The following is a 14969-nucleotide window of genomic DNA, read 5'->3' as shown; positions in this document are numbered from 1 at the left end:
GTTGGCCGCGCTGCGGGGCCTGCTGTCGAGGCCGTTGGCCTCCTACCACCTGCTGCTGGCCAGCGCCGGCCTGCTGCTGCTGATCGGCCTCACGATGGTCTTCTCGGCCACCAGCGTGCGGGACTACGCCCAGGACGGCAACGCCTCGGCGTCGCTGACCAAGCAGGCGATCTTCGCGGTGATCGGCATCGTGGCGTTCTGGGCCTGCCAGCGCCTGCCGGCGCGCACCTACCGGGCCCTGGGCCGGCCGACCCTGGCGGTCGCGGTGGGGCTGCTGATCCTGCTGAACCTGTTGGTGGCGTACGGACGGCTGACCGACGGCGACGCGAAGATCGGCCCGCTGGAGGCCAAGCTGCTCTGGCTGTACATCGGCGGGATCAGCCTGCAACCGTCGGAGCTGGCGAAGTTCGCGCTGGTGCTGTGGGGCGCGCACGTGCTCGCCCGCAAGGGCGCGGCGCTGGGCTGGTGGCGGGAGTTGGCCACGCCGCTGTTCCCGGTGGTGGGGTTGCTGTTCGTGCTGGTCGGCTACAACGACCTGGGCAGCATGCTCTGCCTGCTGGCCCTGGTGGTGGGGCTGCTCTGGGCGGCCGGGGTGCGGCTGCGGGTCTTCGCCGCGCTCAGCGCGATCGGGCTGCTCGGCATCGGCCTGCTGGTGGCGGTGGCCTCCCTCGGCGCCGGTTCCGGCGTACGGGGCGAGGAGAACTACCGGCTGGCCCGGCTCACCGTCTTCTTCAACCCGCCACCGCTGGACGGCTGCAAGGAGGAACTCTGCTACCAGATGGTCCAGGCCCGGTACGCCATCGCCAACGGGGGCTGGTTCGGCACCGGCCTGGGCCAGGGGCGGACCAAGTGGGCCTGGCTGCCGGCCGCCGAGAACGACTTCATCTTCGCGGTGATCGCCGAGGAGTTGGGCGTGGTCGGCTGCGCCGTGATCGTCACCCTGTTCGCCGTGCTCGGCTACACCGGTCTGCGCATCGCCCGCCGGGTCGACGACCCGTTCCGCCGACTGGCCGCGGCCGGCGCCACCGCCTGGCTCGTCGGGCAGGCGTTCATCAACATCGGCGGCGTGATCGGGCTGCTGCCGCTGACCGGCGTACCGCTGCCCTTCATCTCCGACGGCGGCAGCGCCCTGGTGGTGACCCTCGCGGCGGTCGGCATGCTGGCCTCGTTCGCCCGGGCGGAACCGGATGCGGCCCGGGCCCTGCATGCCCGTCCGCCGGCCCGGTGGGTCCGACTAGTGTGGGCACCGTTGCCGCCACTTCCCGGCCGGCGGCGCCGCGCGGCGCCGCCGTCGACCGCCCGGGGCTCCGTGCCCCAGGCGCGCAAGCGGCGCACGGACGACCAGGCCACACCGCGTGGCACCCGGGCTGCCCGGGGTCGCGGCGGGTCGGCGAGCGAGAGGAGACGTTGATGGGTCCGCTGCGTTCGGTGGTGCTCGCAGGAGGTGGCACCGGGGGGCACATCTACCCGTTGCTCGCCTTCGCCGACTGCCTGCGGCGGCACGACCCCGGCGTCCGGATAACCTGCCTCGGCACACCGAAGGGCCTGGAGAACGAGCTGATTCCGCCGGCCGGGTACGACCTGCGGAACATCCCCGCCTACCAGCTGCCCCGCTCGATCAACATGAACCTGGTCCGTACCCCGGGCCGGATGTGGACCGCGGCCCGCGCGGCGGGCAAGGTCATCGACGAGGTACGCGCCGACGTGGTGGTCGGCTTCGGTGGGTACGTCTCGGTGCCGGCCTACCTGGCCGCCTGGCGGCGGGAGCTGCCCATCGTGATCCACGAGGTGAACGTGCCCCCGGGGGTGGCCAACCGGCTGGGGATGAAGTTCACCAAGCACGTCGCGGTCGGCTTCCCGCACCAGCCGGCCCAGGCGGAGTCGCTGCGCGACGCCCGGGTGGTGGGCGTGCCGTTGCGGCGCAGCATCGCCGGGCTGGACCGGGCGGCGATGCGCAACGCCGCGCGGGCCCACTTCGGGCTCCGTCCCGACCTGCCGGTGCTCTTCGTCGCCGGCGGCTCGCAGGGCGCCCGGTCGATCAACCTCGCGGTCTCGGGGGCGGCGAAGGAACTTGCCCGCAACGGCGTGCAGGTGCTGCACGTGATCGGTGCCCGCAACGAGCCGGTGTCGGTTCCGACCGACCTGCCGGTGCCGTACGTGACGCTGCCGTACCTGTCCGACATGGACGCCGGGTACGCGGCGGCGGACCTCATGCTCGGCCGGGGCGGGGCGATGACCTGCGCCGAGGTCGCCGCGATCGGGCTGCCCACCATCTACGTGCCCTATCCGCACAGCAACCAGGAGCAGAAGCGCAACGCGTTGCCGGTGGTCGAGGCCGGTGGCGGCCTGCTCGTCGACGACGCCGAGGTCACGCCGGACTGGCTCGAACGAACGGTGATCCCGCTGATCCGCGACCCGCAGCGGCTGCACGCGATGGGTACCGCCGCCGCAGCCTACGGGCGACGCGACGGCGACGAGGCCCTGCTCAACTTCGTCTACGAGGCGGTATCCCGATGACCACGTTCAGCCCGGCGGGCACGCTGACCGCCGAGGATCTTGGGCACATCCACCTGATCGGCGTGGGTGGCGTGGGGATGAGCGGGCTGGCCCGGCTCTTCCTGACCCGGGGCCTGCCGGTCTCCGGCAGCGAACTGCGGGAGTGGCCGTCGTTGGCCGGCCTGCGGGCGCTCGGCGGGACGATCCACATGACCCACGAGACAGCCAATCTCGACGGCGTGGACACGGTCGTGTACTCCTCGGCGATCCCCGCGGACCACCTGGAGATGGTCGAGGCGCGCCGCCGTGGGCTGCGGGTGCTGCACCGCTCGGAGGCCCTCGCGGCCGCGATGACCGGTCGCCGCACCGTGGCCGTCGCCGGTACCCACGGCAAGACCACCACCACCTCGATGGTCACCATGGTGCTCCAGCAGGCCGGGGTCGATCCCTCCTTCGTGATCGGTGGGGAGATCTCCGAGGTGGGGTCGGGGGCGCACCACGGCACCGGCGAGTACTTCGTGGTGGAGGCCGACGAGAGCGACCGCTCCTTTCTCATCTACCGTCCGTTCGTCTCGATCGTGACGAACGTCGAGGCGGACCACCTGAACACCTACGGCGATCTGGCCAACCTGGAGGCCACCTTCGCCGAGTTCGCCCGGCTCACCGACCCGGACGGCTTCGTCATCACCTGCGCCGACGACGCGGGTGGTCGGCGGCTGGCCGCGACGCTGCGCGCCGAGGGGCGTCGGGTGTACACCTACGGGGAGGCCGAGGACGCCGACCTGCGACTGACCGAGATGGCCTCCTCGGCGCGGGGGGTGCGCTACCTCGCCCACATCGACGGTCGTCCGCTCGGCGAGTTCCGGTTGCCGGTGCCGGGCCGGCACATGGGGCTGAACAGCGCCTCGGCGGTGCTGGCCGCGTACCTGCTGGAGTTGCCGTTGGCGGCGGCGGAGGCCGCGCTGGCGGCCTTCCCGGGCGTGCGCCGCCGCTTCGAGCGCAAGGGTGACGTCGACGGGGTGCTGGTCTACGACGAGTACGCCTACCACCCGACCTCGATGACGCTGGCGCTGCGGACGTTGCGCGAGGTGGCCGGGGACGGCCGGCTGATCGTCGTCTTCCAGCCCTACCGGCTCTACCGCACCCGGCAGCTGCAGGCGGAGATCGCCGAGGCGCTGGCGATCGCCGACGAACTGGTGCTGCTGGAGGTCTTCGGGCCGGGCGAGGAGCGTGGCCCCGGCGAGGGCTCGGCGGCGCTTGTCGAGGCGGTGTCGCTACCGGCGGAGCGGAAGGTCTTCGTCGACACCTGGGAGTCGGCGCCGGCCGAGGTGGCCCGGCGGGCCCGACCCGGCGACGTGGTGGTGACGATGGGTGCGCCACCGATCTCACTGATGGGTGACGAGCTGCTCGCCGCGTTGACGACGCGTACCACCGGTGCGTCGGCGCTCACCGGCACCGTCGCCGGTGGGGTGGCCGGCGGGTCGACGAGCATCGGGGGAAGCGTGCCCGGAGCCGTCGGTGTGGACGGCGCGGCGCCCGTCGCGGAATGAGTCCCGGTCCGGCCCGCGGTCGCGGCACCGGTGTGGACGGTGCCGCGGGGCGTCGCCCGGTGCGCCGGTGGCAGCTGGTACGCGCGGGCAGCGATGCGGTACCCGCCTCCACCCGGCGGTTCATGGCCCGGGCCCGGCAGCGCCGGATGCGCGCGGCGCTGCCCTGGGCGGTGGCCGGTGGCGTGGTCGCGGTGGCCGGGCTGGTGGCGTGGACGCTGCTGGGCACCGGTTTGTTCGGGGTACGCGAGGTGCGGGTGGAGGGCGCCGAACTGGTGACGGCGGTGCAGGTGCGGGACGCGGCGGGGGTGCCGGACGGTGCCCCGCTGGCGCGGGTGGACCTGGCCGCGTTGGCCGGCCGGATCGGTGCGCTGCCGCCGGTGGAACGGGTCACCGTCACCCGGGACTGGCCGGACGCGTTGGTGGTACGGCTGACCGAGCGCACGGGGGCGGCGGTGGTGCCGCTCGGGGAGCGGTTCGCGGTCATCGACGCCGCCGGGGTGGTGTTCCGGACGGTTCCGCAGCGCCCGGACGGCCTGCCACTGGTACGGGTGGCCGCGCCCGGTCCGGACGACCCGGACACCCGGGCCGGGCTCGACGTGCTCGGTGTGCTCACTCCGGAGCTGCTCGACCAGCTGGTCGAGATCAGGGTCGAGGGGTTGGCCCGGATCAGCCTGCGGCTGCACGACGATCGCACGGTGTTCTGGGGTGACGCGACCCGTGGCGCGGACAAGGCGCGGGTGGCCACCGCGCTGCTCGACCAGGACGCGGCCCGGATCGACGTGAGCGCGCCGGATGTGGTCACCTTCCGGTGAGCCACCGGTCAGTGGTGAGCCGTCTCGCTACCCCGGCGACACGCCGGAGCGGTCCTTGGCTCATCGCTCGGCTGCGCTTACGTTGCCCCGAAGGGGATCAGTGGTTGACATAACTCTAACCCTCTAGTAGAGGGTGAGGGTTTACCTCTCGACCTCGGTGGTGGTAGCTGCGTCGACCGTCGGTCCGGCCAGGCCGTAGCCGGTCGGGGAGTAGCCAATCTCGAAGGGAAAGGACCGGAGATGACACCTCCGCACAACTACCTGGCGGTCATCAAGGTCGTCGGCATCGGGGGTGGCGGCGTCAACGCCGTCAACCGGATGATCGAGGTTGGGCTCAAGGGCGTCGAGTTCATCGCGATCAACACGGACGCCCAGGCGCTGCTGATGAGCGACGCCGACGTCAAGCTCGACGTCGGTCGTGAACTGACCCGGGGTCTGGGCGCCGGCGCCAACCCGGACGTCGGCAAGAACGCCGCCGAGGACCATCGCGACGAGATCGAGGAGGTCCTCAAGGGCGCCGACATGGTCTTCGTCACCTGCGGTGAGGGCGGCGGTACCGGGACCGGTGGCGCGCCCGTGGTGGCGAACATCGCCCGCAAGCTCGGTGCGCTGACCATCGGTGTGGTCACCCGCCCCTTCTCCTTCGAGGGCAAGCGCCGTCAGGTGCAGGCCGAGGCCGGCATCGACGAGCTGCGGAACCAGTGCGACACCTTGATCGTCATTCCCAACGACCGGCTGCTGGCGCTGGGCGACCGCAACATCAGCATGATGGACGCCTTCCGCACGGCGGACCAGGTGCTGCTCTCCGGTGTCCAGGGCATCACCGACCTGATCACCACGCCGGGTCTGATCAACCTGGACTTCGCCGACGTCAAGAGCGTGATGAGCGGCGCGGGTAGCGCACTGATGGGCATCGGTAGCGCCCGGGGCGAGAACCGCGCGGTCGAGGCCGCCGAGGCCGCCATCTCCAGCCCGTTGCTGGAGCAGAGCATGGACGGCGCGCGTGGCGTGCTGCTCTCCATCGCCGGTGGCTCCGATCTCGGTCTGTTCGAGATCAACGACGCGGCCCAGCTGGTCACCGACGCGGCGCACCCGGACGCGAACATCATCTTCGGTGCGGTCATCGACGACGCGCTCGGCGACGAGGTGCGGGTCACCGTGATCGCGGCGGGCTTCGACGGGGGTACTCCGGCGTACAAGGCGGCCGAGGCACCCCGTAAGTCGAACCAGAACCAGTCCGCCCCGCCGAGCACGCCGATCGTGCCGTCGCCGACGCCTCCGGCCACGCCGCAGTCGCCGCGTCGGGTGCTCTTCGACGACGTGGACGTGCCCGACTTCCTGAAGAACGGGTCCTGAACACCGCCGATGACCGACAGCCAAGCCCCGGCGAGAGCCGACCGGCGCGCGGAGCTCGCCGCCGGGCTCGCCCGCGTACGCTCCCGCATCGCCGACGCCTGCGCGGCCGCGGGCCGCGACCGGGCCGAGGTGACCATGATCGCGGTGACCAAGACCTACCCCGCCGACGATGTGGTGACGTTGGTCGGCCTCGGTGTGACCGACGTGGGGGAGAATCGCGACCAGGAGGCGGCGGGCAAGGCGGCACAGGTCGCCGCCGCCGGGCTCACCCCGCGCTGGCACTTCGTCGGCCGGTTGCAGCGCAACAAGGTCAAGTCGGTGCTGCGGTACGCGGACGTGGTCCAGTCCGTCGACAGCGTCCGGTTGGCGTCAGCGTTGGACACCGGCGTCAGCGCCCTCGGCCGGGACCGGCCGCTGGACGTGTTGGTGCAGGTGAGCATCGACGGTGACGCGGCGCGGGGCGGTGCCGTGCCGGACTCGGCCGATCCCGATGTCGGCCTCGGCGCGGTCACCGAGGCGGTCGCCGCGGCCGGCGGGTTGCGGCTGGCCGGCCTGATGGCGGTGGCACCGCTGGGCTGGGAGCCGGAGCGGGCCTTCGCCCGGCTGGCGACGGTGGCGGCGCTGGTGCGGGCGGACCATCCGCAGGCGACGGAGCTGTCCGCCGGCATGAGTGGCGACCTGGAAGCGGCGATCGGACACGGCGCGACACTTGTCCGCGTCGGCAGCGCGTTGCTCGGAATGCGTCCCACGCTGCGGTAGCCTGGCCGCGAGGGAAGCAAATTACATCAGTGTTGTTTGTGGGAACGGCCTTCCCGGCGACGGGGGGCGTGACGTGCAACGCGAATTGCGCGTCGGGGGATTGCCGTTCCGGTCCGGTGGGCAGGGATGGTCCACTCGCGACAGGCGACACGTCGGGGGCGTGTGCCGCACGGCGGACGGGAAGGGCGCGGGGATGGGTGCACTGCGCAAGGCGGGGGTCTGGCTCGGACTGGTCGAAGAGGACGACGAGCGGGCCTACGACGACGGTGGCTACGACAAGGGTGGCTACCGGGAGTCGCGCTACCGGCAGAGCCGGTACACCGAGGAGTTCGCCGACGAGGAGGACGAGCCGGAGGAGCCGCCGGCGCCTCGGCCACGGCTGGGTGAGCGTGGTCGGCTGAGCGAGCGGTCGGCCCGACTGGGTGAGGCCGAGCGGCTGGAGTCCGAGCGTCCGGAGCGCACCGAGCGGTCCAGCGTCCGGTCGATCACCCGGTCCACTGGCGAGCCGTCCGGCGCGCTGACCTACCACACCCGGGACAACCTCGCCCTCGCGCCGCAGGTGCAGCCGCGTGAGCGTGCGCTGGTGCCGGAGGAGGAGCAGCGTTACCAGATCACCACGCTGCACCCCACCACGTACCGCGAGGCGCGCACGATCGGCGAACACTTCCGCGACGGGGTGCCTGTGATCATCAACCTCACCGAGATGGATGAGGCGGATGCCCGCCGTCTGGTGGACTTCGCCGCCGGGTTGGCGTTCGGGCTGCGCGGTACGATCGAGCGCGTGACCAACCGGGTGTTCCTGCTCTCACCGGCCAATGTCCAGGTCACCGCGGAGGACAAGGCCAAGATCGCTGAGGGCGGGTTCTTCAGCCTGAGTTGACCCGCCCGACCCGAGGGACGCCGCCTGCCGTGTTGTCGATCTTGCTACAGGTCCTCTACCTGACCACGTATGTCTTCCTGATCGTTCTTCTGGCCCGTTTCGTACTGAGCGCGGTGTTGCAGTACGGCCGCCGCTGGCAGCCCGGTCGGGGAGCGTCAGCCGGACTGGAATCCGTGTGGAGCGTCACTGATCCCCCACTCCGGGCGTTGAGGCGTGTGATCCCTCCGCTGCGAATTGGTACCGTGAGCATCGACCTGGCCTCCCTTGTGCTCCTGGTTATCCTGTTCGTGCTGATGAGGTTTGTGTTAGAGCCGGCGATCATCAGGACCGCCTGATGACCGACGCGCTATCGCGGCCGCAACTGACCCGAGGAGTTTCGATGCCGCTGACCCCGGCCGACGTCCACAACGTCGCCTTCAAGAAGCCGCCGATCGGCAAGCGGGGCTACGACGAGGAGGAGGTCGACGCCTTCCTGGATGAGGTCGAGCGCGAACTCGCCCGTCTGATCGAGGAGAACAACGAACTGCGCGCCCAGGTGGAGCGCGGGGGACGGGGCGGTGCCCCGGCCGGCCCCGGCGGCGACGCCCGCCTGGCGGCCGAGCTGAACGACGTCAAGGCCCAGCTCGACCGGGTGCAGCGCGACAAGGCCGCAGCCGAGCAGGCCGCCCGCGCCATGCAGGCCGAGCTGGAGCAGGTCCGCTCCGTCGGTGTCGGCGGCGCCGTGGCCGGCCCGGACGGCGAGCAGCAGGCGCTGCGGGTGCTCATGATGGCCCAGCGCACCGCCGACGACCACGTCTCCGACGCGCGCCGCGAGGCCGACCAGCTGCTCTCCGAGGCCCGCTCCAAGGCCGAGGAGGTCACCCGCGAGGCCCGCGCCAAGGCCGACGCGCTGGAGCGCGACGCCCGGCAGCGGCACCAGGAGGCCATGGGCGGCCTGGACGCCAAGCGCACCGCGTTGCAGAAGCACATCGAGGAGCTCAAGCAGTTCGAGCGGGAGTACCGCACCCGGCTCAAGGCGTACCTGGAGAGCCAGCTGCGTGACCTCGACGGTCGTGGTCAGGGCCTGGAGGCCGAGATGACCCGCGGCGAGGGTGCCCGGGCCGCCGGCAACGGGCTGGCTGCGGCCGGTCTCGCCGGGTCGTACGGCGGGGGTCGCTCCGGCGCGCTCGAGGCCGGTCGCTGAACCGGGTCGGTGACTGCCGCCGGCGCGGCGATCACCTGGCCCGCCTCATCGGTACGACACGGCGAGGGTGAGCCATGATAGTCATCAGTCTCGCGCTCATCCTCGTCGCGGTGGTGCTGCTGGTCTTCGGCCTGGCCGGTGGCTCCAGCCTGCTGCTCGTCGTGTCGATCGGGGCCAGCCTGCTGGCCGCCGTGGCACTCGTCGCCGGCGCCCGCCAGGCGGCCGGCCGGGCCACGGTTCCCAGCGGCACGCCGGCTGGCTCGGCGCGTCTCGACGGTGACGGCCGGGAGCCGAGCATTCCGACCCAGCAGACCTCGGCAGACGTGGACACCGGCGATGCCGGGTGGCGGCAACCACCCGGCTCGCCGGTGACCGAGCCACGCGAGCGGTCGCGCGTCGCCGACGGGTACGACGACGAACCAGCGGCCGAGGAGACCAGCGCTGCGCAGGCGGCTCGCATCGCCCGTCTGGTGGACGAGGTGCGGGTCGTCGACGGTCGGCCGCGGTACCACCTCGTCGAGTGCCCGCACCTGGTCGGCCGGGAGCACGAGCCGCTGCCCGTCGCGGAGGCCGTCGAACTCGGCTTCACCCCCTGCGCCCACTGCACGCCGGACGCGGTGTTGCTGGCGGATTCCGAACGCCGCTGAGCCGGGTCTGATGGACGACGCGCTCACCATTGCCGTGCGGGTGAAGCCGGGCGTCTCCCGGGCCCGGGTGGGCGGCCGATTCGACGGTCCGCACGGGCCCGCTCTGGTGATCGCGGTGCATCCCCCGGCGGCTGACGGCCGGGCCACCGAGGCGGCCCGGCGCGCGTTGGCCGCCGCGCTCGGCATCCGGCCGGCCACCGTGTCGCTGCGCACCGGCGCGGCGAGCAGAGACAAGCTCTTCCTGGTCACGCCGACCGGGCCGGATCTGATCGAGCGGCTGAGCCGGCTGCGCGACGGCCCGGAACCGGCCGGGTGAGTGGCGGTCATCTGCTAGCGTTTTCTTTGCCCCGAATTGGCAGTTGCCGGGGCGGATCGGGCGTTGCGGTGCGGCACGTTGTCGGACGCCTTTACGTTCCGTATCCTTGCCAACCTCCGGAGTGCGCGGCCCCGTCGCCGCGCGCCCGTTTTGTACCTGGGGCGGCCGATGCTGGCGGCCCCTGTCGAGGCGTCGCGGACTCACCGCGGCTCCGTGGCCGAGGGAGCGACGATGGCCAAGCCAGCCGACACCAGGACCGCAGGCCGCAAGCCGGCGGCGAAGTCCACCCGCAGCGCCGCGGAGACCGAGAAGATCCGAGCCGCGTTGGCGGCCCGGCACGAGGAACTGCGTGCCGAGTACGATCAGACGCTGAGCGAGATCACCGAGCTGCAGCGCGACCGCCTCACCGACTCGGCCGGGGACGACCAGGCCGACACCGGGACCAAGACGTTCGAGCGGGAGCAGGAGATCTCCCTCGCCAACAGCATCCTGGAACGGATCACGCAGGTCGAGCGCGCTCTCGAGCGCCTCGACGAGGGTGGCTACGGCTGGTGCGAGCGATGCGGCAACCCCATCCCGGTGGAGCGGCTGGCCGCGTTCCCGTCCGCCACCCTCTGCGTGACCTGCAAGCAGCTGGAGGAGCGGCGCTGACGGCACGCTCCCCGGCGTCCGCCCGCGGCGGTGCGACCGCACCGCCGCGACAGCCGATGGGGAGCAGATGAGCGCAGCACCGCAAGCGGGATCCGGCATCGACGGGTCGGGCAGAGCCACGAGATCGCGGCGCCGGTCCGTCACGATCCTGCTCTCGCTCGCGGTGTTCGCGGTGGCCGTCGACCTGCTGACCAAGCACCTGTCGCTCCAGGAACTCGGCGACCGCGAGCCGGTGCGGCTGCTCGGCGGGGCTCTCTACCTGTCGCTGACCCGCAACAGCGGGGCCGCGTGGAGTCTCGGCAAGGACTACACCTTCATCTTCCCGATCATCGCGATCGGGGTGCTGGCCTGGATCGCCTGGATGGCGCGGACGCTGCGCTCGGTTCCCTGGGCGGTCGCGCTGGGTCTGGTGGTCGGCGGGGTCGTCGGCAATCTGATCGACCGGATCTTCCGGGCCCCGGGCTGGTTCGTCGGACACGTGGTCGACATGTTCAGCGTCTTCGACCCGTACGGCCGGGTGTTCCCGATCTTCAACGTCGCCGACAGCGCCCTGGTCTGCGGCGTGCTGCTCGCAGTCGGGCTGGAGTTCACCGGCCGCCAGCGTGACGGCACCCGGGCGCAGGCCGACGACCGAGCGGGTGGCACCGACCGGGCCGACACACCGACGGGCGAGGACACCACCGCCCGGCAGCCCGCCGCGGCCGGGGACCAGGGCGACACCGACGGCGGACGGCGGGAGCGGGCGTGACGGCCACCTACGCCGCCGGTGGCGACCAGCGCAGCCTGCCGGTACCCGACGGACTTGACGGGATGCGACTGGACCAGGCCGTCGCCCGGTTGTTCGGGCTGTCCCGCACCGCCGCCGCCGCGCTCGTCGACGCCGGAGAGGCACTCGTGGACGGCGCGGTACGTCCCAACTCGCACAAGGTGCGGGCGGGTTCCTGGCTGGAGGTGACGCTGCCCGCGCCGGCCACCGCACCGGTGGTGGTGCCCCGGGCGGTGCCCGGCCTGCGGGTGGTGTACGCCGACGACGACATCGTGGTGGTGGACAAGCCGGTCGGCGTGGCCGCGCACCCCAGCCCCGGCTGGACCGGCCCGACCGTGATCGGCGGGCTCGCCGCCATCGGGCACACGATCGCCACCAGCGGTGCCGCCGAGCGTCAGGGCGTCGTGCACCGCCTCGACGTCGGCACCACCGGCGTCATGGTGGTGGCCAAGAGCGAGCAGGCGTACAGCGTGCTGAAACGCGCCTTCAAGTACCGCGAGGTGGAGAAGCGCTACCACGCGGTGGTGCAGGGGCACCTGGACCCGCTGCGCGGCACCGTCGACGCACCGATCGACCGGCATCCGCACCACGACTACCGCTGGGCGGTGGTCTCCGGTGGCAAACCGAGTGTCACCCACTACGACACGATCGAGGCTTTTCCGTCCGCGAGCCTGGTCGACGTGCGGCTGGAGACCGGCCGGACCCACCAGATCCGGGTGCACTTCTCGACGCTGCGGCATCCGTGCGTGGGTGACCTCACGTACGGAGCCGATCCGACACTCGCCGCCCGGCTCGGACTGGACCGGCAGTGGTTGCACGCCAGAGAGTTGAGCTTCGAGCACCCCCGTACGGGGGACGAGGTCCGCTTCGTCAGCGACTACCCTGACGATCTGGGACGCGCGTTGGAACTCCTCCGCGACTGACGCGTCCCGCCCGTTCCGACCGACTGACGAGGGGACCGCCCGTGCGCGCCGGCGATCTGCTGCGGAAGTTGGACCAGCGACTGCTGCCCCGCCTCGCCGCCACGGTGACCCGGCTGGGTAACGGCCCGGGCCGCACGCCGCTGCTCGGGTGGGTGGCGATGTTGTCGTGCACCGCGGTGCTGGCCACGGCCGTGCTGGCCACCGGTGGTCCGCCGGTGCCGGACCGCACGGTCGGCGAGGTGACCCGGGTGGGCGTGGTCGAGGGTGACTCGATCCCCCGTTACGAGGCGACTGCGGCGGCCGACCTGGCCGCGTTGGCCGGCTCGCTCGGTGACGGCACGTACGCCCTGGTCTCGCTCACCGAGTACCTCACCCCGGACCGGCTCGCCGCGGTGGTCGGTGACGTGGGGGTCGCGGTGGTGTTCGGACGCGTGCCGCTGCCGCAGCGGCAGACCGAGATCGTCCGCATCCCGGCACAGCGGGTGCCGGAGGACGTGACCGCCGGGATGATCAAGCTTGCCGAGCGCAAGGAGCGGGAGGCGGCCGACTACCGCGCCCGGGCCACCGCGCTGGGCGGTGGTGGACCGACCGAACGCGAACTGCGCGGCCTGTACCTCAGCGGTGCCCAGGTCGCGGCGGCGGAGGCGGCCGCGTTCCGGGCCGAGTGCGCCTGCCTCTACGCCCTGGTGGTACGCGCCGAGCCGGCGAAGCTGCGGGGTGTGGCGGCCCGGTCCGGGGTGCGGGTGGTGGATCCCGCGCCCGAGGTCCGGCGGTTGGAACGGACGGTGTTCACTCCACCGCTGCCCGAGCAGCGGGATGTCGTGCGGCCGCCGGTCGACCGGACGGCCACACCGGAACCGATCCCGAGCGCCACCCCGGTCGCCACCCCCACCGGGGTCACCACCACCACCGGCGGTCCGTCCGTGCCGGTGCCGACCGTGGCCGAGCCGACGGTGGCGGACCGCTCGCCGGCACCGCCGCGGGTGACGGATTCGTCACCGTCGCCGTCGCCGCCTCCGCCGGCACCCAGGGCGTCGGCAGGGACGCCGTCCACCTCGGCAGACACCGCCGACACGGGTGATCCGGAGCCGACACCGTGACGGTTGTCGACAGATCCGGGTGCCGCCCGGTGTGGCCTCAGTAGGCTTTCGTTCGTAGCCTGTCAGACGGAGACCGAAGCGCTGGGGAGGCGATCCGTGGAGGGCAGCGAGACCGGTTGGGGACGGCCCGCCGAACCGGCACCGCGGTGGCGGGCGCTGCTCGACCGAGCCCGCCTCGGCGGTCGCGGCGCGGAGCCGCCGGCCGAGCGGCGGGGTGAGGAGCCGGCACCGTCGCCTGAGCCGTTGCCGCGGCGGGGGCCGGGCAGCGGCTACGCGGGCCGGGCACCGGCCGTCGGGCAGCCGGCGGACCGGTCCTACGGCGAGGAGCCGGCGTACCGCGCCGAACCGGCCTATCGGGTCGACCCGGCGCTTCCCGCCCAGCCGTACCGGGGGCAGCCGGGGCCGCCGCCGTACCCGGCGGTGCCGGAGCCGCGCCGGCCGGAGCCGGTCGAGTCGCGGTACACCCTGTTGGACAACGGCTACCGGCACGCGGGGCCACCGGTGGAGTCCCGCTACGCCCTGCTGGACAACGGTGGCTACCAGCCGCACTCGGCGGCGGTGGCGCCGCCGGCCGTGGCGCCGCCGAGCCCGCCGCCGCGGGCGGCACAGTTGCCGGCGGTGGCACCAGTGGCCCCGCCGCCGGCCGTGGCGCCACCGGCGACGGTGGCCGGCCGTCCCGGGCGGATCGAATGGCGGGCGCAGAGCGCCGGCAGCGACCTCGAACGGGCCGCCGCCGTGCTCCGTCGCGACCTGGGCACGCCCCGGGTGATCGCCTTCGCCAACCCGAAGGGCGGGGTGCACAAGACCACGGCCACCGTGCTGGCCGCGGCCACCGTCGGCAGCGTACGCGGCCGTGGTGTGCTGGCCTGGGACGACAACGAGCTACGCGGCACCCTCGGCCTGCGCGCCGGCAGCGCCCGGCATGCCCGCACCATCCGACACCTGGTCGCCGATCTCGTCCAGATCGAGATCCGGGAGGGCGCCGAGCTGCTGGAGATCCTCGACGACTACCTGCGGCACGCCTCCGACGGGTCGTACGACGTGCTCGCCGGTGAGGAGAGCCCCCGGTTCGCCCAACGACTGGACCAGTTCACCGTCAAGCGGGTGCTGGAGCTGCTGCGTCGCACCCACGACGTGATCTGTGTGGACACCGGCAACAACGTGGAGAGCCCGAACTGGCGCACCGTCATGCAGGCGGCCGATCAGCTGGTGGTCACCACGGTGCCCCGCGAGGACGCGGCGTTCAGCGCCGACTGGATGCTCGACCTGCTGCACGAGGAGGGGATGGGCGAGCTGGCCGACAACGCCGTCACGCTGATCTCCTGCCCCACCCCGGGCCGGTTGCCGTTGCAGAGCGACCTGGAGAAGCACTTCGCCACCCGGACCAGGGCGGTGACCGTGGTGCCGTACGACCCGGCGCTGGAGACCGGCTCGTCGATCGAGTACCACCAGCTCCAGGGCGAGACCCGGCAGGCCTGGCTGCGGGCGGCCTCGGCGATGCTGGAGCCGTTCGGCCGGTGACCGGTGCGT

16 protein-coding genes are annotated in these 14969 nt (G+C 72.6%); all 16 read left to right on the top strand.

Annotation, left to right across the window (positions count from 1 at the left end; genetic code table 11):
• The first annotated feature begins 1 nt into the window (after position 1).
• Positions 2-1411, top strand: a complete 1410-nt coding sequence (locus tag O7597_RS02105; RefSeq protein WP_281583358.1) for a putative peptidoglycan glycosyltransferase FtsW — start codon at positions 2-4, stop codon at positions 1409-1411.
• On the top strand, positions 1411-2517 hold the full coding sequence (murG, locus tag O7597_RS02100; RefSeq protein ID WP_269737473.1) for an undecaprenyldiphospho-muramoylpentapeptide beta-N-acetylglucosaminyltransferase: 1107 nt from the start codon (positions 1411-1413) through the stop codon (positions 2515-2517). The genes O7597_RS02105 and murG overlap by 1 nt, the downstream gene beginning before the upstream one ends.
• Positions 2514-4046, top strand: a complete 1533-nt coding sequence (murC, locus tag O7597_RS02095; RefSeq protein WP_269737472.1) for a UDP-N-acetylmuramate--L-alanine ligase — start codon at positions 2514-2516, stop codon at positions 4044-4046. Before murG ends, murC begins: the two co-directional genes overlap by 4 nt.
• A 32-nt stretch (positions 4047-4078) precedes the next feature.
• The gene (locus O7597_RS02090; RefSeq protein WP_269738656.1) at positions 4079-4858 is read left to right on the top strand and encodes an FtsQ-type POTRA domain-containing protein; all 780 of its coding nucleotides are present in this window, start codon (positions 4079-4081) and stop codon (positions 4856-4858) included.
• A 240-nt stretch (positions 4859-5098) separates the two neighbouring features.
• The gene (gene ftsZ / locus O7597_RS02085) at positions 5099-6214 is read left to right on the top strand and encodes a cell division protein FtsZ (protein WP_164449185.1); all 1116 of its coding nucleotides are present in this window, start codon (positions 5099-5101) and stop codon (positions 6212-6214) included.
• Positions 6215-6223: 9 nt separating this feature from the next.
• The gene (locus O7597_RS02080; protein ID WP_269737471.1) at positions 6224-6973 is read left to right on the top strand and encodes a YggS family pyridoxal phosphate-dependent enzyme; all 750 of its coding nucleotides are present in this window, start codon (positions 6224-6226) and stop codon (positions 6971-6973) included.
• Positions 6974-7166: 193 nt separating this feature from the next.
• Positions 7167-7853, top strand: a complete 687-nt coding sequence (gene sepF / locus O7597_RS02075; protein ID WP_164449183.1) for a cell division protein SepF — start codon at positions 7167-7169, stop codon at positions 7851-7853.
• 29 nt (positions 7854-7882) lie between these two features.
• Positions 7883-8188 (top strand): YggT family protein, encoded by a 306-nt coding sequence (locus tag O7597_RS02070; protein WP_093401140.1) that lies wholly within the window; start codon positions 7883-7885, stop codon positions 8186-8188.
• Positions 8189-8232: 44 nt separating this feature from the next.
• Positions 8233-9036 (top strand): DivIVA domain-containing protein, encoded by an 804-nt coding sequence (locus O7597_RS02065; protein ID WP_093401139.1) that lies wholly within the window; start codon positions 8233-8235, stop codon positions 9034-9036.
• Positions 9037-9110: 74 nt separating this feature from the next.
• A complete protein-coding gene (locus O7597_RS02060; protein ID WP_269737470.1) occupies positions 9111-9683 on the top strand; it encodes a hypothetical protein in 573 nt (190 codons plus the stop codon).
• 10 nt (positions 9684-9693) lie between these two features.
• Positions 9694-9999: a DUF167 domain-containing protein gene (locus tag O7597_RS02055; protein ID WP_281581883.1), complete on the top strand. Its 306-nt coding sequence runs from the start codon at positions 9694-9696 to the stop codon at positions 9997-9999.
• 231 nt (positions 10000-10230) lie between these two features.
• A complete protein-coding gene (locus O7597_RS02050) occupies positions 10231-10650 on the top strand; it encodes a TraR/DksA C4-type zinc finger protein (RefSeq protein WP_164449180.1) in 420 nt (139 codons plus the stop codon).
• Between the two features lie 67 nt (positions 10651-10717).
• Positions 10718-11398, top strand: a complete 681-nt coding sequence (gene lspA / locus O7597_RS02045) for a signal peptidase II (protein WP_269737468.1) — start codon at positions 10718-10720, stop codon at positions 11396-11398.
• Positions 11395-12339: an RluA family pseudouridine synthase gene (locus O7597_RS02040; protein ID WP_269737467.1), complete on the top strand. Its 945-nt coding sequence runs from the start codon at positions 11395-11397 to the stop codon at positions 12337-12339. The genes lspA and O7597_RS02040 overlap by 4 nt, the downstream gene beginning before the upstream one ends.
• A 41-nt stretch (positions 12340-12380) precedes the next feature.
• Positions 12381-13439 carry a hypothetical protein gene (locus O7597_RS02035; protein ID WP_281581882.1) on the top strand — a complete coding sequence of 353 codons (1059 nt, stop codon included), beginning with the start codon at positions 12381-12383 and terminating at the stop codon, positions 13437-13439.
• A gap of 96 nt (positions 13440-13535) precedes the next feature.
• Positions 13536-14960 carry an AAA family ATPase gene (locus O7597_RS02030; protein ID WP_269737465.1) on the top strand — a complete coding sequence of 475 codons (1425 nt, stop codon included), beginning with the start codon at positions 13536-13538 and terminating at the stop codon, positions 14958-14960.
• Positions 14961-14969: the final 9 nt, after the last annotated feature.

This window comes from Verrucosispora sp. WMMC514, assembly GCF_027497295.1.
Lineage (GTDB): Bacteria > Actinomycetota > Actinomycetes > Mycobacteriales > Micromonosporaceae > Micromonospora > Micromonospora palythoicola.
Note: the sequence above shows the minus strand (reverse complement) of the source record. Positions and strands in the feature narration are given on the sequence as shown.

Coding starts and splice junctions, on each gene's coding strand:
- murC (WP_269737472.1), top strand. CDS start 2,514: ATGACCACGTTCAGCCCGGCGGGCACGCTGACCGCCGAGGATCTTGGG.
- murG (WP_269737473.1), top strand. CDS start 1,411: ATGGGTCCGCTGCGTTCGGTGGTGCTCGCAGGAGGTGGCACCGGGGGG.
- lspA (WP_269737468.1), top strand. CDS start 10,718: ATGAGCGCAGCACCGCAAGCGGGATCCGGCATCGACGGGTCGGGCAGA.
- O7597_RS02065 (WP_093401139.1), top strand. CDS start 8,233: ATGCCGCTGACCCCGGCCGACGTCCACAACGTCGCCTTCAAGAAGCCG.
- sepF (WP_164449183.1), top strand. CDS start 7,167: ATGGGTGCACTGCGCAAGGCGGGGGTCTGGCTCGGACTGGTCGAAGAG.
- ftsZ (WP_164449185.1), top strand. CDS start 5,099: ATGACACCTCCGCACAACTACCTGGCGGTCATCAAGGTCGTCGGCATC.
- O7597_RS02060 (WP_269737470.1), top strand. CDS start 9,111: ATGATAGTCATCAGTCTCGCGCTCATCCTCGTCGCGGTGGTGCTGCTG.
- O7597_RS02080 (WP_269737471.1), top strand. CDS start 6,224: ATGACCGACAGCCAAGCCCCGGCGAGAGCCGACCGGCGCGCGGAGCTC.
- O7597_RS02050 (WP_164449180.1), top strand. CDS start 10,231: ATGGCCAAGCCAGCCGACACCAGGACCGCAGGCCGCAAGCCGGCGGCG.
- O7597_RS02055 (WP_281581883.1), top strand. CDS start 9,694: ATGGACGACGCGCTCACCATTGCCGTGCGGGTGAAGCCGGGCGTCTCC.